This window comes from Campylobacter concisus (assembly GCF_003048555.1).
Taxonomy (GTDB): domain Bacteria; phylum Campylobacterota; class Campylobacteria; order Campylobacterales; family Campylobacteraceae; genus Campylobacter_A; species Campylobacter_A concisus_AO.
The window spans coordinates 16,593-39,993 of the sequence record NZ_PIRR01000016.1 but is presented as its reverse complement, the minus strand read 5'-3'; the positions used below and the strand labels follow the sequence as shown (position 1 = coordinate 39,993).

General features: G+C 35.4%; 25 protein-coding genes. 5 read left to right on the top strand and 20 right to left on the bottom strand.

Annotated features, from left to right (window positions below; all coding sequences use genetic code 11):
* The 6 genes from CVS92_RS04395 to CVS92_RS04370 all read right to left on the bottom strand — a co-directional run.
* Positions 1–1,084: beta-ketoacyl-ACP synthase III (locus tag CVS92_RS04395; RefSeq protein WP_234398700.1), on the bottom strand; the 1,084-nt coding region annotated here is incomplete at its 3' end.
* 3 nt (positions 1,085–1,087) lie between these two features.
* Positions 1,088–2,077 carry a phosphate acyltransferase PlsX gene (gene plsX / locus CVS92_RS04390; RefSeq protein WP_107788645.1) on the bottom strand — a complete coding sequence of 330 codons (990 nt, stop codon included), beginning with the start codon at positions 2,075–2,077 and terminating at the stop codon, positions 1,088–1,090.
* Between the two features lie 3 nt (positions 2,078–2,080).
* Positions 2,081–2,227 carry a 50S ribosomal protein L32 gene (rpmF, locus tag CVS92_RS04385; protein ID WP_002942540.1) on the bottom strand — a complete coding sequence of 49 codons (147 nt, stop codon included), beginning with the start codon at positions 2,225–2,227 and terminating at the stop codon, positions 2,081–2,083.
* Positions 2,228–2,239: 12 nt separating this feature from the next.
* Positions 2,240–2,599 carry a hypothetical protein gene (locus CVS92_RS04380; RefSeq protein WP_107788647.1) on the bottom strand — a complete coding sequence of 120 codons (360 nt, stop codon included), beginning with the start codon at positions 2,597–2,599 and terminating at the stop codon, positions 2,240–2,242.
* Positions 2,600–2,615: 16 nt separating this feature from the next.
* A complete protein-coding gene (ndk, locus tag CVS92_RS04375; protein ID WP_087577781.1) occupies positions 2,616–3,029 on the bottom strand; it encodes a nucleoside-diphosphate kinase in 414 nt (137 codons plus the stop codon).
* Between the two features lie 108 nt (positions 3,030–3,137).
* Positions 3,138–3,422, bottom strand: a complete 285-nt coding sequence (locus CVS92_RS04370) for an NADH-quinone oxidoreductase subunit I (protein WP_021091598.1) — start codon at positions 3,420–3,422, stop codon at positions 3,138–3,140.
* Positions 3,423–3,596: 174 nt separating this feature from the next.
* On the opposite strand from CVS92_RS04370, the gene uvrA reads away from it, so the two are divergent.
* Positions 3,597–6,425, top strand: coding sequence for an excinuclease ABC subunit UvrA (uvrA, locus tag CVS92_RS04365; protein ID WP_107788644.1), 2,829 nt, complete (start codon positions 3,597–3,599; stop codon positions 6,423–6,425).
* Between the two features lie 57 nt (positions 6,426–6,482).
* Here the strand turns inward: uvrA and CVS92_RS04360 are convergent, their stop codons facing one another.
* Positions 6,483–7,655 carry an O-antigen ligase family protein gene (locus CVS92_RS04360; protein ID WP_107788643.1) on the bottom strand — a complete coding sequence of 391 codons (1,173 nt, stop codon included), beginning with the start codon at positions 7,653–7,655 and terminating at the stop codon, positions 6,483–6,485.
* Between the two features lie 86 nt (positions 7,656–7,741).
* Here CVS92_RS04360 and CVS92_RS04355 point away from each other — a divergent pair, with 86 nt between their 5' ends.
* The 3 genes from CVS92_RS04355 to CVS92_RS04345 are packed head-to-tail and all read left to right on the top strand — an operon-like array spanning position 7,742 to position 10,590.
* Positions 7,742–8,770 (top strand): glycosyltransferase family 2 protein, encoded by a 1,029-nt coding sequence (locus tag CVS92_RS04355; protein WP_159070348.1) that lies wholly within the window; start codon positions 7,742–7,744, stop codon positions 8,768–8,770.
* A gap of 3 nt (positions 8,771–8,773) precedes the next feature.
* A complete protein-coding gene (locus tag CVS92_RS04350; protein WP_107788641.1) occupies positions 8,774–9,823 on the top strand; it encodes a glycosyltransferase family 4 protein in 1,050 nt (349 codons plus the stop codon).
* Complete coding sequence (locus tag CVS92_RS04345; RefSeq protein ID WP_107788640.1) at positions 9,820–10,590, top strand: polysaccharide deacetylase family protein; 771 nt, start codon at positions 9,820–9,822, stop codon at positions 10,588–10,590. Before CVS92_RS04350 ends, CVS92_RS04345 begins: the two co-directional genes overlap by 4 nt.
* Positions 10,591–10,698: 108 nt before the next feature.
* On the opposite strand, the gene CVS92_RS04340 is transcribed toward CVS92_RS04345, so the two are convergent.
* Genes CVS92_RS04340 through waaC form a run of 7 tightly spaced genes read right to left on the bottom strand, consistent with a single transcriptional unit; the run spans position 10,699 to position 16,628 of the window.
* Entirely contained in the window at positions 10,699–11,139 is a 441-nt protein-coding gene (locus tag CVS92_RS04340) for a hypothetical protein (protein WP_107788639.1), read from the bottom strand.
* The gene (locus CVS92_RS04335) at positions 11,139–11,936 is read right to left on the bottom strand and encodes a polysaccharide deacetylase family protein (RefSeq protein ID WP_107788638.1); all 798 of its coding nucleotides are present in this window, start codon (positions 11,934–11,936) and stop codon (positions 11,139–11,141) included. The genes CVS92_RS04340 and CVS92_RS04335 overlap by 1 nt, the downstream gene beginning before the upstream one ends.
* 2 nt (positions 11,937–11,938) lie before the next feature.
* Positions 11,939–13,006, bottom strand: coding sequence for a glycosyltransferase family 4 protein (locus CVS92_RS04330; RefSeq protein WP_107788637.1), 1,068 nt, complete (start codon positions 13,004–13,006; stop codon positions 11,939–11,941).
* A complete protein-coding gene (gene rfaQ, locus CVS92_RS04325) occupies positions 13,003–14,073 on the bottom strand; it encodes a putative lipopolysaccharide heptosyltransferase III (RefSeq protein ID WP_107788636.1) in 1,071 nt (356 codons plus the stop codon). The genes CVS92_RS04330 and rfaQ overlap by 4 nt, the downstream gene beginning before the upstream one ends.
* The gene (locus tag CVS92_RS04320) at positions 14,070–14,774 is read right to left on the bottom strand and encodes a glycosyltransferase family 2 protein (RefSeq protein ID WP_107788635.1); all 705 of its coding nucleotides are present in this window, start codon (positions 14,772–14,774) and stop codon (positions 14,070–14,072) included. Before CVS92_RS04320 ends, rfaQ begins: the two co-directional genes overlap by 4 nt.
* On the bottom strand, positions 14,768–15,661 hold the full coding sequence (locus CVS92_RS04315; RefSeq protein ID WP_107788634.1) for a lipid A biosynthesis lauroyl acyltransferase: 894 nt from the start codon (positions 15,659–15,661) through the stop codon (positions 14,768–14,770). The genes CVS92_RS04320 and CVS92_RS04315 overlap by 7 nt, the downstream gene beginning before the upstream one ends.
* On the bottom strand, positions 15,654–16,628 hold the full coding sequence (gene waaC, locus CVS92_RS04310; RefSeq protein WP_107788633.1) for a lipopolysaccharide heptosyltransferase I: 975 nt from the start codon (positions 16,626–16,628) through the stop codon (positions 15,654–15,656). The genes CVS92_RS04315 and waaC overlap by 8 nt, the downstream gene beginning before the upstream one ends.
* A gap of 63 nt (positions 16,629–16,691) precedes the next feature.
* On the opposite strand from waaC, the gene CVS92_RS04305 reads away from it, so the two are divergent.
* Positions 16,692–17,723, top strand: coding sequence for a 3'-5' exonuclease (locus CVS92_RS04305; RefSeq protein ID WP_107788632.1), 1,032 nt, complete (start codon positions 16,692–16,694; stop codon positions 17,721–17,723).
* Positions 17,724–17,794: 71 nt separating this feature from the next.
* Here CVS92_RS04305 and CVS92_RS04300 read toward each other — a convergent pair whose 3' ends face one another.
* From CVS92_RS04300 to CVS92_RS09160, 6 genes are all read right to left on the bottom strand, one after another.
* Entirely contained in the window at positions 17,795–18,052 is a 258-nt protein-coding gene (locus CVS92_RS04300; protein ID WP_199906406.1) for a hypothetical protein, read from the bottom strand.
* Between the two features lie 188 nt (positions 18,053–18,240).
* Complete coding sequence (locus tag CVS92_RS04295) at positions 18,241–18,798, bottom strand: hypothetical protein (RefSeq protein WP_107788630.1); 558 nt, start codon at positions 18,796–18,798, stop codon at positions 18,241–18,243.
* Entirely contained in the window at positions 18,782–18,967 is a 186-nt protein-coding gene (locus CVS92_RS04290) for a hypothetical protein (protein WP_107788629.1), read from the bottom strand. Before CVS92_RS04290 ends, CVS92_RS04295 begins: the two co-directional genes overlap by 17 nt.
* 65 nt (positions 18,968–19,032) lie before the next feature.
* Entirely contained in the window at positions 19,033–19,485 is a 453-nt protein-coding gene (locus CVS92_RS04285) for a hypothetical protein (RefSeq protein WP_107788628.1), read from the bottom strand.
* Positions 19,486–19,502: 17 nt separating this feature from the next.
* Positions 19,503–19,976 (bottom strand): hypothetical protein, encoded by a 474-nt coding sequence (locus CVS92_RS04280; protein WP_072594473.1) that lies wholly within the window; start codon positions 19,974–19,976, stop codon positions 19,503–19,505.
* Positions 19,973–23,362 (bottom strand): M23 family metallopeptidase, encoded by a 3,390-nt coding sequence (locus CVS92_RS09160; protein ID WP_234398699.1) that lies wholly within the window; start codon positions 23,360–23,362, stop codon positions 19,973–19,975. Before CVS92_RS09160 ends, CVS92_RS04280 begins: the two co-directional genes overlap by 4 nt.
* Between the last annotated feature and the right edge of the window lie 39 nt (positions 23,363–23,401).

Genomic DNA, 23,401 nt, shown 5'->3' with positions numbered 1-23,401 from the left:
GGATAAAATTTAACCTATTTTTTAGTGTTTCCTCGCTGGCTGGAAATACACTCCCACATCCTGGAGTTATTAAAAGTTCAGCTTGTTTGCCGTCACTTGCTGTATGAATATCAATGATCTCATTACCCCATGTAAAGCCACCACCAAATGCGTCAAGAAGCAAAACTGAACCATTTTTGATGCGTCCGTCTTCATAGGCATCATTTATAGCCATCGGAATTGAAGCGGAGCTTGTATTGCCATATTTAGCAACAGTTAAGACACACTGCTCATCTTTAAAATTTAATCTATTTTTTACTGCATCTATTATTCTTATATTCGCTTGATGAGGTATAAAAAAATCAATATCTTCGCTTTGCATTTTATTTGCATGCAAAATTTCTATTACGCTTTTGCTAAGTGTTTGAACTGCTATTTTAAAAACTTCATTTCCACTCATATGGATAAAATTTAACCTATTTTTTAGTGTTTCCTCGCTGGCTGGAAATACACTCCCACATCCTGGAGTTATTAAAAGTTCAGCTTGTTTGCCGTCACTTGCTGTATGAATATCAATGATCTCATTACCATTACTACTACTAATTACAGCTGCACCTGCTCCATCACCAAATAGTATACAAGTGCTTCTATCTGTATAGTCAACAATAGAGCTTAATTTTTCGGCTCCGATAATTAATACGTTTTTTTTGGCACCGCTAATAATGAGAGAATTTGCAAGTTCTAAAAGATAAATAAAACCGGTACAAGCCGCACTTATATCAAATGCTGTAACTCCATAGTTTAAACCCAAATTTGCAGCTATTTTGCAAGCAGTAGATGGCATACAAAGATGATCTGGAGATATCGTAGCACAGATGATTGCATCTATTTGAGATTTATCAAGTCCTGAGCGTTTTATGGCTAATTCACCAGCCTTTGTACCAAGGTCACTTGTTGTTTCGTTAGTTGCAATATGCCTTTGCTCGATACCTGTTCGCTTTACTATCCATTCATCACTTGTTTCAACCATTTTTTCAAAGTCAAAATTTGTTAGAATTTTTTCTGGAATATAAGAAGCGATAGAAATCAGTGAAGCTTTTGGCATATTTTACCTTGCAAAGTGCGAAAGTTCTTCTTCGATAACTTTATTTATGTTTGAATTAGCAAATTTTATTGCTTGAAAAATTGCATTTTTTATAGCTTTTGAATTACTTTTGCCGTGACTTATGATAACACAACCATTTACACCAAGAAGTGGTGCACCGCCATATTCGTCATAGCTAACCTGTTTTTTAAGTGTCTTAAAAACTTTTCTCATGAGTACAGAGCCAGCTATAGCAAGAGGTGATTTTTTAATTTGTTTTTTGATAATTTTACCTATAGCATCTGCAACGCCTTCGCTAGTTTTTAAAAGAATATTTCCCATAAAACCATCACAAACCATTACATCGATACTACCATCAAAAATTTGATTACCTTCTGCATTGCCAACAAAGCTATCAAGCCTAGAAACTAATTTAAAGGCTTCTTTGCTAACTTCATTGCCTTTGCTCTCTTCTTCACCATTTGACAAAAGACCAACTTTTGGCTCTTTTCTACCTAAAATTTCTTTTGCATAGGCTTCACCCATTATGGCAAATTGAAACAGATGTTCACTTCTGCAATCAACATTTGCACCAACATCTAAAACCAAAGTCGCAGACTCTTTTGAATTTGGCATAAGTGTTGCAATTGCTGGACGAAAGATATTTTTTAGCCTGCCGATTCTTAGAGTAGCTAAACTCATAGTTGCACCACTATGACCAGCAGAAACTACAGCATCAACTTCCTTGTTTTTTAAAAGTTCAATCGCTTTGTAGATCGTACTATCTTTTCTTTTAAGCGCATCAGTTGCGCCATCTGCCATTGAGATAACTTCACTAGCTTCTAAAAATTCGATATTTTTTAAATAAGACTGTGGAATGAGTGGTTTGATGACATTGCTATCGCCGACTAATACAGCTTTAAATTCTGTCTCTTTTAGTGCATCAATAACACCAGATATTATAGGATCTGCACCAAAATCACCACCCATAGCATCTATAGCAATGCGAATCATATTTTAATATTCGCCTGTAGTTTTGTTTATGCGGTGAGGCATTTTCCAAGAACCATCTTTGTCTTTTACAGGTACTGGAAGTGTAACTTTATAATGTGTTCTACGTTTTGCTGCACGAGAATGACTCACTCTTCGCTTTGGTACTGCCATTTTTACTCTCCTTTATAAATTTTTACATTTTTCACAATAGAAATAATCACTTTTAAAAGCTTCTAACTCGCTCTCAAAGACTTCTTTTAAATTAATATTGCCATCAAAAAATTCCATCGTATCGCTAAGCTCATTTTCGCTATCTTTATAAATACCGTCACTTAAATTTAGCTCTACATCTTGATTGATAGGTAGCATAAATACTTCACCGCATCGATCGCAAACATAATTTATATTCCCTTTTATTTTACCTTGACATTTTACCAAAAAAGGGTCTTTTCTTTTTAAAATTCCAATAAAAACTAAATTATCATTTCCTACTAGCTCAAAGTTTATCTCTTTGTTTGCTATTTTAGAAAAAGATATAATCAATTTTCTTGACCTAAAATTAGCAAATTTCTCTTGAAGCAAAGAAGAAATTTATTTCATTCACAGCATTTTCCAGGCTGTCACTTCCGTGAACCGCATTTGCATCAATGCTATCAGCAAAATCAGCTCTTATAGTGCCAGGAGCTGCTTCTTTTGGGTTAGTTGCACCCATTAGCTCGCGGTTTTTAGCAACTGCATTGTCGCCCTCTAAAACCATAACCACAACTGGCCCGCTTATCATAAATTCGACTAGATCGTTGAAGAAAGGTCTATCTTTATGAACTGCATAAAATGCTTTTGCATCGCATTTACTAAGTTGGATTTTCTTTGCAGCTGCGATTCTTAAGCCGTTACTTTCAAATCTATCTATAATTTTTCCAACAACATTTTTCTTAACAGCATCAGGCTTAATAATAGAAAGTGTTCTTTGCATAAATTTTTCCTTAAATCTAGGTTATTTAAATTGAAGTTGGCAATTATATCAAATAAAGCTTAAAAATAAAATAGGCTCAAATTGAGCCTAAAATTTATAAATATAAATTTATTGAATAACTGGAATAGAACCATTGCGTGCATCAGCACCGATCTGATCGCGAGAAGGTTGCCCTGCTACAACAGCATCCCATACGATACAACCATCAGTTGGACAGGCAGATGCACAGGCTGGCTCATCGTTATAGCCTACACATTCAACACATTTATTTGAATAAACATAGTATGTATCTGCTCCAGTTGGGTTGTCGCTATCATCAACGATGGCTGAAACCGGGCATTCATCAATACATGAACCACAGCTTATACATATATCAGTTATTTTTACAGACATTTTTTCTCCTTAGATTAAAATTTGGCGTAGAATATCAAAAAAAGCTGAAAATGATATAAATAAGCCCTTAAATTTAACTACGATCTCAAATTTTAGAAAAACTACTTTATAAATCTTTTATCACTTTTAGACTAAATTTACAGATTAAAATTTTAAAAAGGTTGTATAAATTTAATGAACGATATTATTGAAATAACTGGTGCAAGAGAACATAACTTAAAAAATATAAATCTTAAAATTCCAAAAAATAAATTAGTAGTTTTTACTGGTCTTAGTGGAAGCGGCAAGAGCACGCTAGCCTTTGATACGCTTTATGCTGAGGGACAAAGAAGATACATGGAGAGCCTTAGTAGCTACGCTAGGCAGTTTCTAGACCGTGTGGGTAAGCCGGATGTCGATAAGATCGAGGGTTTAACGCCTGCTATCGCGATAGATCAAAAGACGACTTCTAAAAACCCTCGTTCGACAGTTGGTACTATTACAGAAATTTATGATTATCTAAGGCTTTTGTACGCAAGGGTCGGCGTTCAGCACTGCCATAAATGCGGAAAACCTATCTCAAAAATGAGTGCAAGCGATATCATAAATGAAATTTCAAAGCTCCCACTTGGCGCAAAAGTGATCATCTATGCACCACTAGTGCGTGAGAAAAAGGGCACATGGGCGGATTTGATCGAAAATTTACGCCAAAAAGGCTTTGTAAGGGCGCAGATAGATGGTGTGGTGGTGAGGCTTGATGAGGAGATCGAGCTTGCAAAAACAAAAAAACACACGATAAAGGTCATCGTTGATAGGATCGCTATCGATGAGCAAAATCACGAACGCCTTGCAAGTGACGTAGAAAAGGCGCTAAATGAGAGCTTTGGCGAGGTCGAGATAGAGATCGCAAACGCTGGTGAGCTGGGCTTAAAAGAGAGTTTTATACATTACAGCGAGCACATGGCTTGTTTTGATTGTAAAATTTCATTTACGCCGCTTGAGCCGCTAAGCTTTAGCTTCAACTCGCCAAAGGGTGCCTGCGAGCACTGCGACGGACTTGGCATAAGATATAGCCTAGACATGAGTAAGATCATCGACGAGGAAAAGTCGATAGAAAACGGCGCAATCAAGCTACTTTATGGCTATAACATGAGCTATTACTATAAATTTCTACTTGCTTTTTGCGAGCAAAATGGCATCGATATCAAAAAGCCCTATTATGAGCTTAGCGAAGATGAAAAGAGACTTGTTTTATATGGAAATGTCAAAGAAGTTGAGTTTTTTTGGAAGCGAAATAAGCTGCTTAGAAAGTTTGATGGTGTTGTTAAAATTTCACATGGACTTTTGAAGGATTACAAAGACTTTGACGAATACATGAGTGAGAAAATTTGTGATGCTTGCAACGGTCACAGGCTAAAGCCTCAAAGTCTAGCGGTCAAGGTCGCTGGCCTTGGACTTGGTGAAATTTTAGATATGAGCATAGAAAACTGCACCGCATTTTTTTCAAATGAGAAAAATTTTGCTTACCTAAGCGACTACGACAAGGCGATCGCAAAGCCCATCTTAAAAGAGATCAACGAAAGGCTTTTCTTTTTGTATGACGTGGGACTTGGCTACTTGTCGCTTGGACGTGATGCTAGGACGATCAGCGGTGGCGAGGCACAGCGCATCAGGATCGCAAGCCAGATAGGAAGTGGGCTAAGTGGCGTCATGTACGTGCTTGATGAGCCAAGTATCGGCCTTCACGAGCGAGATACGTTAAAACTCATAAAAACACTTAGAAATTTACAAGCTAAAGGCAACTCTGTAATCGTCGTCGAGCATGATAAAAAGACGATAGAGGAGGCTGACTATATCGTAGATATCGGCCCTGGAGCTGGTAAATTTGGCGGTAGCGTGGTCTTTGCAGGCACGGCAAAAGAGCTTTTAAGCTCAGACACTCAGACTGCACAATACATAAATGGTAAGAAAAAGATCGACTATCAAAAAAATAGAAAAGCTGAGAAGTGGCTTGAAATTTCAAATGTAAATATCAATAATATCTCAAATTTAACCGCTAAATTTCCGCTTAGAAACCTTGTAGGCATCACTGGCGTCTCAGGATCTGGCAAGAGCTCGCTAGTGCTTCAAACTTTGCTTCCAGAGGCGCAGGAGCAGCTAAATAGAGCCAAAAAGGTAAAAAAGATAGCTGGGGTAAATTTAAGCGGACTTGAAAATTTAGACAAGGTGATCTACCTCGATCAAAGCCCTATCGGCCGCACTCCACGCTCAAATCCGGCAACATATACCGGTGTGATGGATGAGATAAGAAATTTGTTTGCACAGACCAAAGAGGCCAAGCTTAGAGGCTATAAAATAGGGCGCTTTAGCTTCAACGTCAAAGGTGGGCGCTGCGAGAAGTGCCAAGGCGAGGGCGAGATCACGATCGAGATGCATTTTTTGCCTGATATAAACGTGGTTTGTGATGTTTGCAATGGCGCTAGATATAACGCTCAAACCTTGGAAATTTTATACAAAGGCAAAAACATCGCCGAAGTGCTAAATATGAGTATAGATGAGGCGGTTGAGTTTTTCAAGGCTGTGCCAAAGATCGCTTCAAAGCTCACGACACTGCAAGACGTGGGGCTTGGTTACATAACGCTTGGACAAAATGCAGTCACACTTAGTGGCGGCGAGGCGCAGCGCGTGAAGCTAGCAAAAGAGCTTAGTAGAAGCGACACTGGAAATACGCTTTACATCCTTGATGAGCCAACGACAGGGCTTCATTTTGCCGATGTTGATAGGCTAGTAAAGGTGCTAAATCACTTAGTTGATCTTGGAAATTCGGTCTTTGTGATCGAGCATAATATGGATGTCATCAAAAACTGCGACTATATCGTAGATATGGGACCAGAAGGCGGCGCAAAGGGCGGTAAAGTGATCGCTTGTGGCAACGTCAAAGAAGTAGCTAAAAACTATAAAAAAACTGGCAGCTACACTGGAGAATTTCTAGCGCAAGAGCTTGAGGAGATGAAGAAAAAATAAAAATTTTGTTCAACCGTTTCTTTGTAAAATTTGAAACGGTTGAGGCGTGTTGGAGCATTAGCTAATTTTTAAGGTCGATATTTCATCTATCGCACTTAAAGATAGGGCCCAAAATAGTAGCATTAAAAGGGCATTTTCATGGTGAAATGTTGTATTTGCAAGTGAGATTATATTATTAGCCATAAGCATTAAAAGCGCAAGAAAAACTATGCTATTTTGTCTAAAATTTTTAATAAATTTTATAAAGAGTGATAGTTGAAATACCAAATATGCAAGCAAGGCAACGATGCCCTTTTCTGTTAAAAATGTTAAAAAGGTATTGTGTGCGTGACTAACATTAACTTCAACATTGCCTGGAAAATATTTTGTTATATCAATGATCTTAAACTCACCAGAACCTATCCCAAATAAAGGGTTTTCAAGCCACGTATAAAATGCGCTAGCAAAGATCGGATATCTAGTCTCTGATCCAGTAACCCCCTTTGTTAGTTGACTATACAATCTTTCATCTTGAGTGATATTTGTTGATATATATATATAAGAAATAGCTATTACACTAAATAAAATTATCAAGCCTAGTAAAAATTTTATTTTTATCTGTTTATTTAAAATTTCAAAAAGCAAGTAAGTAAAAATAACGATTGGCAAAAGATACATTGCAGCTCTTGAGCCAGCTATCATTATTCCAAGGACGCAAATTCCGGCGACACTTATGCCTATATACTTTTCAAAAATTTCTTTGCTATTTATCGAAACTAATGCTACACAAAAAACTAGCAGCATAAAAATAGCGCTATGATTTACGTGTCCTATTGATTTAAGCTCAAAAAGTGCTAAAGGATCATTTGAAGAGAATTTTTCTACACAAGCAGGGATAAATGCAACAATCAAACCAGCAAATAAGGCAAAAAATAAAAATTTAAAATTTATTTTTTCTATGCCAACACTTCTGGCTACAAAGAAAAATAGCATACACCTTAGCGGATCAAGTGCTCTTGATGCAGAAACTCCATTTATAAGACAACTTATAAAAGTAGCCAAAACAAAGATAAAAAGTGAGATATTTATGAGATCAAATTTAAATTGCCTTTTTTCTCTGACGCAAATATAAATTCCAGCCAAGACGAAAAGTGTGAGTGAAATTTGCTTTAAGCCCTCAGTTACTGGTAGCGTAAATAAGACAATAACTAAAAAAAGATTGTAGAGCTTAGACACGATGTCGTTTTTCATGCAGATCCTTTAAATTTTAAGTGGGCATTTTATCATTGCTGAACTAAAAATAATATACAATTAAACAAAAATTAAAAGGAAGTATCGTGCCTGATGTGAAAATAAGCTTTGTAGTGCCTGTTTTTAACAAAAAAAAGCATATTAGGGATTGTTTAAATTCGCTTATATCTCAAGACATGGATGATATTGAGATTATAGTTATTAATGATGGAAGTACTGATAATACGCTAGAAATATTAGAAGAATATAAAGATAAAATAATATTAAAAACAAAGAGCAATGCTGGTGTCAGTGCTGCCAGAAATGACGGTATATTACTAGCTAGTGGGAAATATACTATCTGCGTAGATGCTGATGACTATGTGGAAAAAGATTATGCTTCATGCGTTTATGATATCGCAGAAAAATTTGATGCCGACATGGTGATAACAGATGTATTTAAAATTTATGGTAATAAAAAAGTATACTTAAATGACTTCGAGATAAAAGATAGCCATATCATAGATAAAGATGAGTATTTAAAGAGATTACTTGCTTCAAGGCACAATAAAGTCTTGCATAATACATGGAATAAAGCTATTAAAACTGAAATTTTAAAAGAAAATTTATTTCCAGTTGGGATCACGCAAGCTGAAGATTTTCACACTGTAGTGAGAAATGTTATCGCTTCAAAAACTCTTGTAAAGCTAAATAAGGCCTTTTATTGCTATAAGATAGGAGACAACAACACTGCTGGCTTTGAAAAATTAAAAGCTGTGATGGATCATAAATTTGTTTATGATGACATAATCTCAATTTTAAAAAACAAAAATTTAGCTCTTGAAATGGTGCCAGATCTAGAGCTTAGAAAAATAAAAAGCGTCTATATGCCAGCCATTTTGGCAAGACCAAATCTAAAAAATAGTAGCTATGTAAAGGCACTTGATCTTTTTTATGCAGATATTGATAGCATCATAAACTCATCTGGTTTTTCAAAGCTTAGATTAAAACAAAGAATTTTGCTTAAAGTGCTAAAAAATATAAAATCGTACGAAAATGTATCAAAAATTTTAAAAATCTTTAATACAATAAATGGCTTTTTGTCAAATAAAAAAATGAAAGAATTTAAAGAGTAAAAAATGATAAATATACTTGAGCTTGAAAGCTCTCTTGGATTTGGTGGGCAAGAACACCGTACACAGCGTGTGATAAATGGGCTAGATAAGAGTAAATTTAAGGTTTTTTATGGGCTAAATCCTGGCTCAAAAAGCTTTGAGAAGCAAATAGAGTGTGAATTCGTTGAGTTTAATCTCAAAAAGTCTTTTAATATCTTTGAAATTTTAAAAATTTGTAAATTTGTAAAGCAAAATAATATAAAAATCATCTCAACTCACTCAGGGAAAGACGGCACCATAGGCGCTATTGTGGGCAAAATTTGTGGCGTTAGCGTGGTTCGCACTAGGCATTTACAGCTACCTATAACATCATCCTTACCTTATAATCTAAGCACAAAAGTGGTCGGTGTTTGCGATTCAGTATGCGAGGATCTTATAAAAAGAGGCGTGAAAAAAGAAAAAGTTGTCAAAATTTATACAGGCATCGATACGCAAAAATATACGCCAGAATTTAAGATAAATATGAAAAAAGAATTTGGCCTAAATGACGATATGGTTGGGGTTTGCATAGTTGCAGTATTAAGGGCAGCTAAAAATCATAAGCTATTAATCGATGCATTTAGCGAGTTAAATTTAGAAAAATCAGTCCTTTTTATCGTAGGTGATGGCCCGCAAAATAAAAATTTACACGAATATATAAAAGATAAAAAAAATATCTTTATGCTTGGTAACAGAACCGATGTGAGCGATTTTTTGGGCTCACTTGATATCTGTGTGTTACCTTCAGAGATGGAGGCTATCGGTGGAGCGCTGCTTGAGGCATCTTCGTGCAAGTTAGCTACTATCGGAAGTGCCGTTGGCGGTCTTGGTGAGGCAGTGAGTGATGGAAAGAGTGGATTTTTATTTGAAAATGGCGATAAAGAGGGGCTAAAAAAAGTACTTGAAAGGCTCATCTTGGATAAAAATTTAAGAAAACAGATGGGTGAGTTTGGCAGAGAGTATGTAAAAGAGATATTTAGTATCGAAAAAATGATAGAAAACACTCAAAATTTATATATGGAACTTGCAAAATGAGCGTAACTGTTTTGATGTATCACCACGTGCTTGAAAAGAGTGGATTTATCGCTAGTAGCGTGGATGAGTTTAGATCACATATGAGATTTCTAGCTGAAAATGGCTACAAAACGCTAAGCATAAATGAATTTATTGCTTACAAAAAAGGCGAGCTTGAGGTGCCAAAAAAGAGCGTTTGTATAACATTTGACGATGGTTGGATGGACAACTACATCTACGCCTATCCCATCGTGAAGGAATTTGGGCTAAAGGCAAATCTTTTTATGGTTACTGGCTGGATAGAAGCGGCGCAAAAGGCCCATGAGATGAGGTCTGCTAGCTTTTTAAACGTTGATCACAATGAGTGCAAGAGGCTTGCTCCAAGTAGGCCACAAGATGTGATATTAAATTTAGAGCAGATCGAGAAAATGAGTGATTGTTTTTACTTTCACTCACATACGCATGGTCATTTTGATGGCTACTTTGGGCAGCTTAGTTTGGATGAGGAATTTGGCCTTTGTCGTGAGTTTATGAAAAAGAATTTTGGTTTTGATGATGATGCACTTTGTTGGCCGCGTGGCAAATACAATGATGAGTATCTAATGGCAGCCAAAAAGCATGGTTATAAGGCATTTTTTACGACAAAACGTGGCATTAATAAAGCTGACGGCAATCTTGAAGAGATAAAACGGATAGTGACAAAACGTGATGAGAAATGGCTAAAAAAGACCATGTTTATATATCAAAATGATATTTTAGGCTCTATCTACGCGGCGATAAGGTCTTAGTGGGCTAAATTATCTGGTAAAAATTTTCCTATTTTTGGCTATATGCTTTTTGTGAGATCTGGAGAATCGCTTCTGATTAGATATTTTGCTTTATTGGCGATTTGAACTCTAATTTAAATTTATGCTCATTGTTTTTGAGCACTGGCTTGGATCCTTGCTCGAGTTTCTTTTATAAATTCCAGCGATTCGAGCTTCTTCATCAGCGTTTAAAATACAAAGAATGTCACATTTACTTATACGTAAGAGTGGATTTGCGCTTACGTATATTACGACTTTTACAAATGGCATAATAAATTTAAAGAATGGCTTTAACTCATCTTGATGATCGCTTTTGATTTTTATTTTTGGACGAGCTATAAATAAATTTAGACTCATTACATCATCATCGATTACAACGATTTGATAAGGTTTAAAGTTTTTAAATCCATTTTTTCTAATTTGTTTTGCAAGTGTACTTTTGCCACTGCCGTGAAGCCCAGTAAGAGCGATTAAGGCCTGTTTTTTATCTTTTAAAATTTCTTTGCAAACCTCATTCAATGCCTCAAGCATTATTTATAGCCTCTATTTCTAAAATTTGAATATAAATTTCCTAGTACCGGCGTAGAATAGATAAAAAGCTTCTTTTTAACTCTAAAAATGTAATCACTCTCGCTCTTCGCGTTGTTTGATATATCGATGCGCCTTATCTTAAATTTATCATCTCTTGCGCAAAATCCACCATCTATCACACTAAAAGCAAAGTCATAATACTCTCTTACAACTTTTAGTGAAAGCTCGTTAAAGTGCCCTTTGGGAAAGCAAAAGCCAAATTCTTGTTTTTCGGGAAATAGCTCTTTTACCTTGGCTAGCGAGCTAGAAAATTCCTCTCTTAATTTTTCTTCATCGTTACTTTTGCAGGAAAAGTGGCTCGCTGTATGGCTATCAAACTCAAAAAGGCCACTCTCTTGCATCTGCCTGATCTCGTCTAAATTTAAAAAATACTCCGCATCTTTTTCGTAGTTTATTTCTTTATGTTTTTTAAATGCAAAGTCGTAATCCTGCCTTTTAAAATCTTTGATCTTATCTGTTATCAAAAAGCATACAGCTGGGATATTTAGCTCTTTTAGGATAGGAAATACAAATTTATAGTTATCAAAATATCCGTCATCAAAAGTTAGTAAAATGTTCTTTTTAGAGGTTTTTGCTCGGCCACTAGCTATATCTTTAAATTGGCTATAGTTTATAAATTTATAGCCCTCCTCTAGTGCCATAAGAAGTGCTTTTTTAAATAGCTCTGGCTTAATGGCAAAGTCATTTTCATTGTTATTACAGTGGTGCATCGTTAGCACGCAAACTGGGTAGTTCATTTTTACTCCAGTAAATTTTTAATAGCTTCTTTTAGTGCCTTGTGGCTAAAGTTTTCATCCACAAATTTAAAGGCGTTTTGTGAGTAAATTTTGGCTTTTTCAGGCTCATTTATCAGCTCCAAAATGCACTCTTTTAGCGAAATTTCATCTAAATTTTTAGCACAAAGCCCACGCTCTTTATCTTTAACTAGCACGTTCATCGGCGCGTTGTCGTAGACCACGATAGGTACTTTTGAGCTCATTGCTTCAAGCAAAACTGTACCAAGCCCCTCAGAGTGCGATGCAAAGACGTAGATATCAAAGCTTTTTATGATATTTGCCGCGTCTTTTCTAAAACCAGTAAATATAATCTTATCTTTTTTTCTAAAAATCGAGGCAATCTCATTTTTTGTGCTTTCACTGATATTTCCTGCAAAAACTATTGTGGCGTCCTTCTCTTTTAAAATCTCTTTTGCTGCATTTGCAAAGTCAAAGATGCCTTTCTTGCGGTAAAGCGAGGTAAAAGTGCCGATGACTAGCTCGTTTTTGGCGATATGAAACTCATCTCTAAAAGTGCTTTTTGTATCATCTATCGCCTCCACATCGACTGTGCTTGGCATAAAAACTAGCCTATCTTCGCTAACGCCGATGCTCAGAAGATACTCTTTGACGCTATCTGAGATGTATAAAATTTTATCAAATAGTCTTTTGTGCATTAGTTTTGAAAGAAAGCCTTTTATAGGAAAAAGATTATGCCTTTCCTTATAAAATTTAACGCCTCTTTTGCGGTAAAAAAGCCCAGCTATGGCACCAACCCAGCTATCAGTCGAGCCATGTGTGATCACGACATCTATGTTGTTTGATCTTATCACTTCGCAAAACGCTGGCACGCTTTTATGAAAATTTTTCTTATTCATCTCGTGCGTGATGACCTTAAATACATCTTTTTTCGCGATGCTTTCGATCTGCGAATTTGGGTTGCAAAATAGCATCACTTCATGACCCATTTCACGCATAAAGCGCATCTCATTTAGCGTCTTGTTTTGCTCGCCACCCCAGTTAAAAAGTGTCTGCGTGTGGAGGATGTTCATTGCGCTAGCTCCAAATTCGATCTTATTTTCGCCTTTATCTGTCCCATTTCATCGCTAAAGTCCATTAAAGTCTTCTCGATGCCGTGCTCTTTTATGCCCTCTTTATCGCAAGGCACAAAGTCCCACTCCTTTTGATAGACGATGTGCTTGCCCATGCTTTGGATGCCATTTTGCGCTGTGTAGCCATTTTGCATCAAGCTATTATCCCAAGGCCCCCATTCAAAAGCGTTACTCGGGCCAAAAAAGGCGATCACTGGTACGTCATTTGCCGCAGCTATGTGCATGATGGCAGTATCGACGCCGATAAAGAGACTTGAGCGCTTTGAGAGGGCGATCGTTTGTTTTAGGCTTAGTTTGCCGCCTAAATTTATAGGCTCGCTTTTGCAAATTTTTAGTACGCTTGCTAGCTTTTCAAGTTCATTTTCTTTATCATCGCTTGTTAGCACGACCTTTACGCCAAGCTCATTTTCGCAGTAGCCAATGAGCTCTGCCATGCTCTCGTCGTTTGCGCATTTAAACATCCAGCGGCTTGTTAGATGCACGTGCACAAAGCGTTTTGGTAAATTTAGATACTCCACGCTCTCGTCTGAAAAAACGCTCACTTTTTTACTAACCGGCTCAAAGCCCAAAGCTCTTAGTGCGTTTAAATTTAGATCAACCGTGTGTGAGAAATTTTCGTAGTATTTTGCCTTTACGCTTAAAAGCTTGTTTATCGCCTTGTGCTTGCCTAAAAAGCCAACTATCTTTTTGATCTTGGCGTATTTTGAGATGATGACGCCGCGGTCTCCAGTGGTCGTTTGCACCGCCATATCGTACTTCTCTTTTTTGATCGCTCTTATAAATTTTAGCTCGGTCATTAGCTTTTTTAAAAAGCCAGAATTTGCACTTTGCCTATCGTAAATGTGAATTTTATTTATGTAAGGATTGCCTTCTATCATCGCTTCTGTCCCTTTATTTAGGGCAAAGTCGATGGTCGCGTCTGGGTAGTAGTGGTGCAAATTTTCAATGAGCGGCGTGGTTAAAAGCACGTCGCCGATATTTCTAAATTTAATTACAAGTATTTTCATTTTATGTATTTCCAAAATGTGTACTGGGCGTAAAGTCTAGCGATAACGTAGCCCGTAAAGCCCTCTTTAAAGCCACCTTTTAGCACATAAAGCTTAAAAAATGTCCACGCTGGGCTTGTAAGCGCCTTTAGTAAATTTCTCTTTGCACCCATGCTTGAGTAGCGATTTTGCTTAGCGATAAACTGCTCGATGCTCTCGTACGCGTAGTGCAAGAAGTGATTTTTAAGTACTCCAAGCTTTTGTGAGCCATCATTTAAAATGACCTTTTCATGCACGGCTCTGCCGTCAAATTTGGCAAAATTTTTGTTAAAAAGCCTCACCGTGTAGTCTGGATAGAGCCCCATATTTTTTATCGCTTTGCCAAAGAAAAAATTTAGCCTTGCTACGTTGTAAGCCATAAATTTTGGCTCTTTTAGTGTATCTATGATCTCGTTTTTAAGTTCATCCGTGATCACCTCATCACTATCAAGCACAAAGATCCACTCATTTTTGGCTAGATCCACGCCCTTTTGCTTTTGCGCGCCAAATCCAAGCCAAGCTCGCTCGTGAAATCTCACGTTGCTAAAGCCATCACAAATTTGCCTTGTGCTATCTTTTGAGCCGCTATCAACCACGATGACCTCATCAGCAAAATTTGTACTTTCTAGCACTTCTTGTAGATATTTTTGGCTGTTGAAAGTTAAGATAACGACACTTAGCATTTATACTCATTTTCGTAAAATCTCTTAAATCTTTGGTGAAACCAAAAGTACTCCTCAGGCCTTGATCTAACCATCTCTTCGCACGCGCTGCACTGCATTTGCGTTACTTTTTGTACCGCCTCTTCTTTATCAAATTTATTTATATCAATGGCTGGCGAAAAGCAAATTTCACTTATATTTTCATCTTTTTGATAGATAAATGCATTAATTATTAGTGCGTTTGTTTTTTGAGCTAGCACGCTCACAGCTGGCGTGTGAAGCACATCTTTGTCAAAAAATTTCACCTTTATGCCATCTTTTGGAGCGGTATTTTGATCGACTAAAATTCCCACTATTCGCCTAGCTTTTAGCGCTTTTAAGATGTCTTTTGCGCCGCCATCTTTGTCAATGAGCTCCACGTCAAACTGCGATCTGTTGGCTCTTAAAATTTTATCCATGACGCTACTATCAAGCTTTCTGCCAAGCACTGAGACTGCACCAAAACGAGCGGCCATTGCTAAGCTAAAAAGCTCCCACTGCCCAAAATGCGCAGTCGCAACTATAATCGGACGATCAAGTTTAAGCGCTTCAAGCAGATTATGTTCATTTTTAAAGCTAACTTTTTCAAGCACTTTTTGCTTTGTTGTATTTTGATTTAGGATGAAATTTATACCAAGATATTTTGCGAAGTTGTAGTAGCATTTTTTAGCGATCTCAAGCTTCTCTTCCTTGGTTTTTGACTCACCAAATGCAAGATTTAAATTTGTCATAACGATATGAAATCTCTTTTTTTTAAGTTTCATAAACGCAAACGCTAAAAATTTGGCAAGCAAATCTCTAAGTGAGCTAGGCAGTAAAAATATAAAAAATTTTAAAGTATAAAAGCCAGCCAGATAGAGCCTATCCATTTAGTAGCCTTTTTGCAAAATTTGCAATCGTTTCTGGGAAAATCTCTCTTATGCAAAAGTCGTTTTTGTCGATACTTCTCGCATCTATTTGCTTGCCCATATCTATAACTAAATTTTTATCCGTGATGTAAGCATTTCTGTGGCTTGGACGGTTGCCAAAAAGCGTGATAGAAGGCCTATTCATCGCCCAAGCAAGGTGCGTTAGGCCACTATCGTTGCCAATTACTAAATCACAGCTTGCAATGAAGCTTATCATCTCTTTTATGTTAAGTTTTTCAAGTAGCTTTGCCGAGGTGCCTGAGATGATCGCCTCAGCCCTTACTTTCTCGCTCTCACTTCCGTAGCAAAGGCAAATTTCGCATCCATCAAGTAGCCTGATCACATCTTTAAATTTGTCATAAATTTTGCTCTCTTCGCTTGCGAATGCAGCAATTAAAACGCGTTTTTTACCACTTTCGTTTTTATAAATTTCACTTACTTCAAAGCAAGGTGCTTTTTCTAAAATTTCACTTACTTCAAAGCTAAAATTTAGAGCAAAAGCCACAAGTGCCAAATTTCTAATGATTATGTTTTCGTTGTAATCAATTTTAAATTTATGCCTATAAAGCCTAGCCGCGATCTTTTCTTTGACACTTTCTCTGCTAAATCCATAAGTTTGCTTGCCTATTATTTTTGCGACTACGGCTGATTTAAAAAGTCCTTGCAGATCGATCACTTTGTCAAATTTACCAAGCGTTTTTAGTATCTTGTAGCTTTGTTTAAAGCTTTGTTTAAGCGGTAAAACGACTAGCTCGTCGATAAGCGGATGATCTTTTAAAAGGCTTGCAAAACGAGCATCAACTAGCCATGTGATGTGAGCATTTGGGCAGTGCTTTTTGATAAACTGAAGCACAATAGCTGCGTGCACGATATCCCCAAGAGCGGAGAGTTTGACGATGGCTATTTTTAGTTGATTTTTGTTTTGCATTGATCACTTTAGATATAAATTTTTGGTATGATTTTAAAAAAAAATGCTTAAAAAAGGGCTAAAATGGCGAAAAGTTACATCTGTGTCTTTGACTGCGAGACGATACCTGATGCAAATTTGATAAGAAAAATTTATGGCATTGATGGGAGCGATGAGGATGTGAGTGTGCAAGCGATGGTGCTACAAAAAGAGGCCAGTGGGAGTGAGTTTTTGCCTGTGATGTTTCATAGAGTAGTCGCCATCTCTGCTGTTATGGCTGATGAGTACGGCAAATTTTTAAAAGTTAGCACTATGGAGGGTAAGGACGAGCGCGAGATCATCGCTAAATTTTTAAAATTTATAAATGATTATAACCCAAGGCTTGTTAGCTTTAACGGCCGTGGCTTTGACCTGCCGATGCTAATGGTGCGTGCGATGCGCTACAATCTAAATGCAGCGGCGTATTACGAGAGCGAAAACAAAGAGCTAAATAAAAATAAATGGGAAAACTATAGGGCAAGGTATTCGCCTAAATTTCACCTTGATCTGCTTGATTTTATAAGCGATTTTGGAAGCGTAAGAGGACTAAAGCTTGATACACTTTGTGCTAGCTTAAATTTACCTGGCAAGTACGACGTGCACGGCGATCAGGTGCTTGAGCTTTACTATGCAGGCGAGCTTGATAAGATCAACGAATACTGCGAAAGCGACGTACTTAATACCTACTGGCTCTTTTTAAAATTTGAACTTTTACAGGCAAATATCTTGCAAGATGACTATATAAATCACCTAAACGTGATGAGTGAATTTCTAGCCAAAAACTGCGCTCACAGAGGATACACTGAGGTCTTTTGCACTGCGATAAGCGACGAGCTAGCTAGACTTAATGGCAAGCTTGATTATGAGATAAAGATCCAAAAAGAAGACGATGAAGAATTTGACGATTTTAGCGATCTTGACGGCATAAAAGATACGCCAGAGCAGCTAAGTGAGCGTTTGGCAAGACAAGGGCTTGATGGGCTTTTAAAAAAAGCTAGTGAGGTTGCGTCAGCTGCCAAAAAAGACAAGAGTTTTTCTGAAGAGAAACTACCTGAAATAAATTTGGAGGAAGAATAGAAATTCTACGCTTTTAGGTCGTAATGTATCTTTTGCTACTCTATGGAATTAATATCCTGATCCGCGGAATATCACGGGTACTCAAATCCAAATTCATACTCTTTTAAAACTCCATTAGAAAAGATGAATTTTTCATAATAAAGTGGCATGTCAAATTCTTGTAAGAGTTTGCTTTCATTTTGCTCAGTGATGTAGGTGACAATAGAGGTGGCATTTTCTTCTTGCAGATCGTTTGGTTTACCTAGCTTCTTTAAAATTTGCTCTTGTTTGTTGCCAAGTTTGATGCCAGAATTTGTAGTGAAATCTTTTATTATATTTGCTTTTCGCAAAATATTTCTGATGATAATTGGGTCACCTATGACTGCTAAGTTACCGTTACCCCACTATTTTCTGTTTGTTCAAATTTTTAGTTCAATGTTTTATAGTAGCTTTGCTAGACATTAAGAGCTCAAAAACATATAAATTTTGTCCTATAAATATATTTACTTTTTAATATGTTACTCAAATTACCTAATTACTACTTATTTTTATAAAAGTTTTTTCTCATGTCATTAAGAATTTTTGGAGTGATTTGATTTATATAAAGCCTATCTCTTTTATCATGATACGTATAGTAATTTTCTACTTTATTAATTTTTTCATCGTTTGTAGTTTCATCTATATATCCAAATTTCCAAGTGTACTCATACAAATAAAATTCCAAGGCTAATTTTTTAAGAAGTACATAAAAATCTACTATATTTCCGTCTCTGTCTTGGGTTCCGCCTTTAAACTCAATTATATTACCACTAGTCGTAACGCTCCACATAGACATATCGTCGTAACAAAAACTCCATTTTTTCATTTTCTCTTTGTAAATAATGGCACACTCTTTTATGTCTATCGCCCGCTCCAGGTTGTCCTCATTATAATTACGTAAAATCTTTACAGAATAGCTATCGCTGCCTATTTTAAAATAATAGTTAGATGTGTCTTTGTATTTAAAATTTTGTATTTCATCTTTTCCCATACCATTGCAAGCCAGCAATGATACTAATAAAAATGCACTATTTAAAAATTTAAAAAATTTCAGCATTTCTAATCCTCGTGTAATTTTCTTTTCTATCTCTTTTGCTTTGGTTGTCGGTCCCCCTATTAATAACATAAGTTATTTTATCCACTACATTTTCATTATTTGAGTCATTTTTACTCTCATCTGCTATTTTGTGTAGATTGTTAGAAAGCCAAAACCATGCAGCACTCATTATCGCGTACTTTCCATATTCGGCTACTAAAGTAGGTTACATCTTCTATTCTTTTATCAAATTTATTAGTCAGGTAAATTCTTGGATGTAAATTTATAAACATCTACGCTACCGTCTTTTTCCTCATATAGCCATAGCTCACAGATATTTTCAGGATTAGTGTCAAAGAACTGAACCAAGAGAGTATTTTTGTTTATCCATTTAAAATCAAAGTCATAAGAATAGTTATTTGCATCATAGGTCTTGTATCTTATATTTTTCATACATTCTATGTCTTTTATAGGAGGTTCATAAATAAGAACATTTAAAATCGGCTCTTTGTACATATTTAATATTGTATCTCCACGGTAAGTGACCATACTTTCAACCCAAATTTTCTTTGCAAGCTTTTTACAGTCTTTATTCAAAAACTTTTTAGGTATCGTCTTTTTCTCCCAGCTATTATCATGATCATCTGTTGCAAATGATAAATTTACAGCTAAAAGTAAAGCTAAGATTATTTTAAAGATTGATTTCATAAATATATCGTTCATTATTAATCGGGTAAATTTTTAGACGTAAAACTATATACATCTACGCTACCATCTTCTTCTTCATATAGCCATAATTCACAGCTTGATTTAGAATATTTATCAGCATGAAAATGTAGTTGTACCAAAAGACTTTTGTTGTTTAACCACTTAAAATCAAAGTCGTAACAAAAATTTTTATTACACTCTTTGTATTTTTGATTTTTTAGATGTTGTATTTCCTTAATTTTTAAGTCGTAGTCGCCATATAAATTTAAAATAGGCTCTTTGTATATATTTAATATAGTTGTTTGACGATAGGAAACCTTGCTTTCATTCCAAATGTCTTTTGATATTGTTTTGCAACCTTGACTCAAAAACTTTTTTGATATTGTCTTTTGCTTCCAGCTATCATAATAATCATCTATATAATCATCTGTTGCAAATGATAAATTTACAGCTATAAGTAAAGCTAAGATTATTTTAAAGATTATCCTCATAATATTTCCCCAAAAGTATTTTTATATCCCTCTTTTAATATCTCAATAGGATCTGCTAAGTCTTTACGCCTTTTAAATTTATTGTTTGGATCATTGGTGACGGTTAAAGGATCATCTTTGTTGGCTCCATTTGTAAAGTACTCAAAGTGAAGCATGGTTACTATTTTTTTATCAACTATATTTGGGTGATCACCGTTATCAATCATTAGTCCAGAATATCCTATAACCTGACCTTTTCGCACCATATCACCCGCTTTTACTTTTACTCTTGAAGGATCAACCTCGCCATATCTTATTATAAAGCTACCAAATTCTACTGTGTCGTATTGTATCGTTATGTGATCGGTTTTACAGTAAAAATTACCAGTCTTTATTACTTCGCCATCAGCTATAGATACTATCTCTACATCTGACTTAAATGTTTTTATGTCTACATTCTTTTTAAAAGGCATATCTGTATATAGATCTCTTGCGGCGTGTTGTCTTTTGCCATTGTTTCTATTTCTGCCAAATATTGCTTGACTCTCGCCCTTGTCTCCTAACATAAGCGTCCAGTCATATTCCATACCTCTATTATTTAAAGGCTTGATTTTTAGTGGAAAAACTATCTCATTGCTCATCTCCACTTTTACTAAGACTTCTTCATCCCCATCTTCCCACATACCTTTATTTACTCTAGTTAAACTCTTTGATTCATTAAAAGAGTTAATAAATTTATCCATATTCTCTTTGCTTAATAAATTTATACCAAGCTTATCATCTTTATCTGCATTAGACTGATTACTAGAGCTCTCTTCTTTTGCATAAATTTGATAGCTCTTATTTGTCTTCTCATCACTTTTTAGCTCTTTGCTTAGCTTATCATCTTCATAGATATTTATCTCATTTGATGAGATATTTTTATTTATATATAAGTAATTATCATTTTTTATTAAAGCATCGTCTTTATCATCACTAAGCTTTAATTTAGCATCAAATGCCTTCTCTTTTGTAGCATGCTCAAACTCATATATAACTAGCTTATCATCTTTAAATTTAATATATAAAGGTATCTTTATATCTATTCTTATATGATTTTTGCCATATCTTGTATAAAACTTAAATTTATCCTTATCACCTTCAAGATATGCAAAAAATACTATAGTATGACCACCTTGCTTTAGCTTATCTAGATCATCTTTTTGTATAACATCTGAAATTTTAAATGTTATCTCTTTACCCTTTTGATCTTTTAAGACTACTACATCTTTTGGACTTAATTTGGATAACTCATCATACTCTTTACTTTTTATTACCTTATATCCCCAAAGTATCTCTTTATATCTCTTACTACCTTTTTCTTGTTTATATATAGCCTTTAAGCATATTGGCTCATTTGTCTTAAATGGATACTCACTATCAGAGATTACATTTGTTATATGATCTGTTATATCTCTTAACGAGACCTTATTGCTATAGCAAAAGTTAGAGCTACTCTTATCTTGATATCCTAAAGATATTACAGCTGTATCAGAGTGAGCATGAATATCTTTAGTGCTATAAACTTTACTTAGATCACTTGAATAAAGTATAAATTTAGTATCTCCTTTATTCTCTTTATCTATTGGGATATTAAATGTAGCTGTATATGAGTTTTTGATATCTGAGTCTTCATTTTTTACTAAAGATATACTCTCATATATACTTTTATCAAAGCAGTGATGAAGATATATCTTATCTATATCTTCACTTGCCTTACCATCTTCGTTTTCAATGATGAGATTGTTTATTGTAAGAGTAAGACCTGAACTTGATGCTGACGTAGGCACTACATTGTTGCCATGAGCTAGACGAAGCTTTATATCAAACATAGCTGAATCTTTATCATCTCTTAGGGTAAAGTTATTCTCTTTAGCGAAATTTAATAAAGAAAAATTTAGGTGTTTGTTGTTAGACGTTTGGTCTTCAAAGTACTTCATGCTTATAACGCCATCTTCTAGTTTATACTCTATATCATCACTATTTTGCTTTATACTAGTAAAGGTAGCACTATTTATCTTGTCTTCTTCATTTTTGTTTTCTTGATAGAGTATTACCGTATCTTTGCTCTTTGCATTTTTAAATTTTATCTCTTCATTTTTACTATCTTCGTAAGAGTCAAATTTAAAGTCAGTAAGTATTAGCTCACATAAATTTACCTTGCCATAGTTTGGCCTACTAGAATTTAGCTCTTTTGGGTTTAGCTCACTGCAATCAAATGGAGTCTGACTAGCTAGCACGACGGTAAATTCGCTCTTTTTAGGTTGAAAGACTCTAATAGGAGTTGTCATCTTTCTTGGACATAGTAAGAGTATATTTTCTTGTTTATAAAATTCCTCCTCTCTTTGTCTTAAGAGCTTATTTATTCTTGAAGTGTTTGAAGCATTTGAGCTGATTAAATTTATGCAGTATATGTTTTCAAGGCTAAATGTCTTTGTACTTTGAGTGCTTAATAAAGAATTTATCTTTGTAACAAATGGCTGAAATAAAGCCCCACACTTTGATACATCTGATGCGTTTAATTTTGATCCATTTTCTTGAAGCTTCATAAATTCTAAATGAGTGACGTCTTGGATAATCTCTTTATTGTTTTGATTTTTTGATTTATATTTTACTTTGGATATATTTAAATGGCTAAAAACATCTATGCACTCGGCAAAATTAACATTTTGTTCATCGCTTTCATAAAGCCCAAACTGATTTGAAATTTTTTCTCGTAAAATAGATGTTTTATTGCTTGCCTCATCACTAAAGCTTTCATATGCTAGCCAAAACCAGGCTTTAAAACGATTTTTGCTTTTGATGTAGCTTGCTAGGGATGGATCAATATTACTTTTTTTACTGATATAAAGAAGTGCTAAAAGCGCGATATGCTCTCTTGAAATTTGGCTGTTTTGTGTATCGGAAGTAAGTGAAACGGCTTGTAAATTTTTAAGTGGAGAGTTGTTTAATTTTTGATTTATCTCTTGGATTAGCGGCGTAAGCTTTTGCTCCAAGATGGCATTTAGCTGATCTTCCGAGCTAAATTCAAACTCAGGCAAAGTATCGGCACCTCCAGACTTTGCATAAGCCCCTTTTGCGGCATCATTTATCTTTTTAAAAAGTTCATCTGTATCTATCTTTTCTATGGTAGTCGTACTCGTGGTGTTAGTGATAGTTCGCTTGATATCTTTTATGACTTTATCTTTGTTATTTTTATAAATTTGAGTACAAATAAGTTCTATATCATCTTTTAGGCTAAAGCCATATCCAATAAGTAGTTTGTTGTTAGATATAAATGGCCTACTTATGTCATTGTCATATGAAAATTTTATAATATCTATTAAATTTCTTTTAAAATTTACATCATTTCTGGGCGTTAGAGGCATTAAACTTCCTTGGAAATTTTTGCTAAATATTAGCACAAA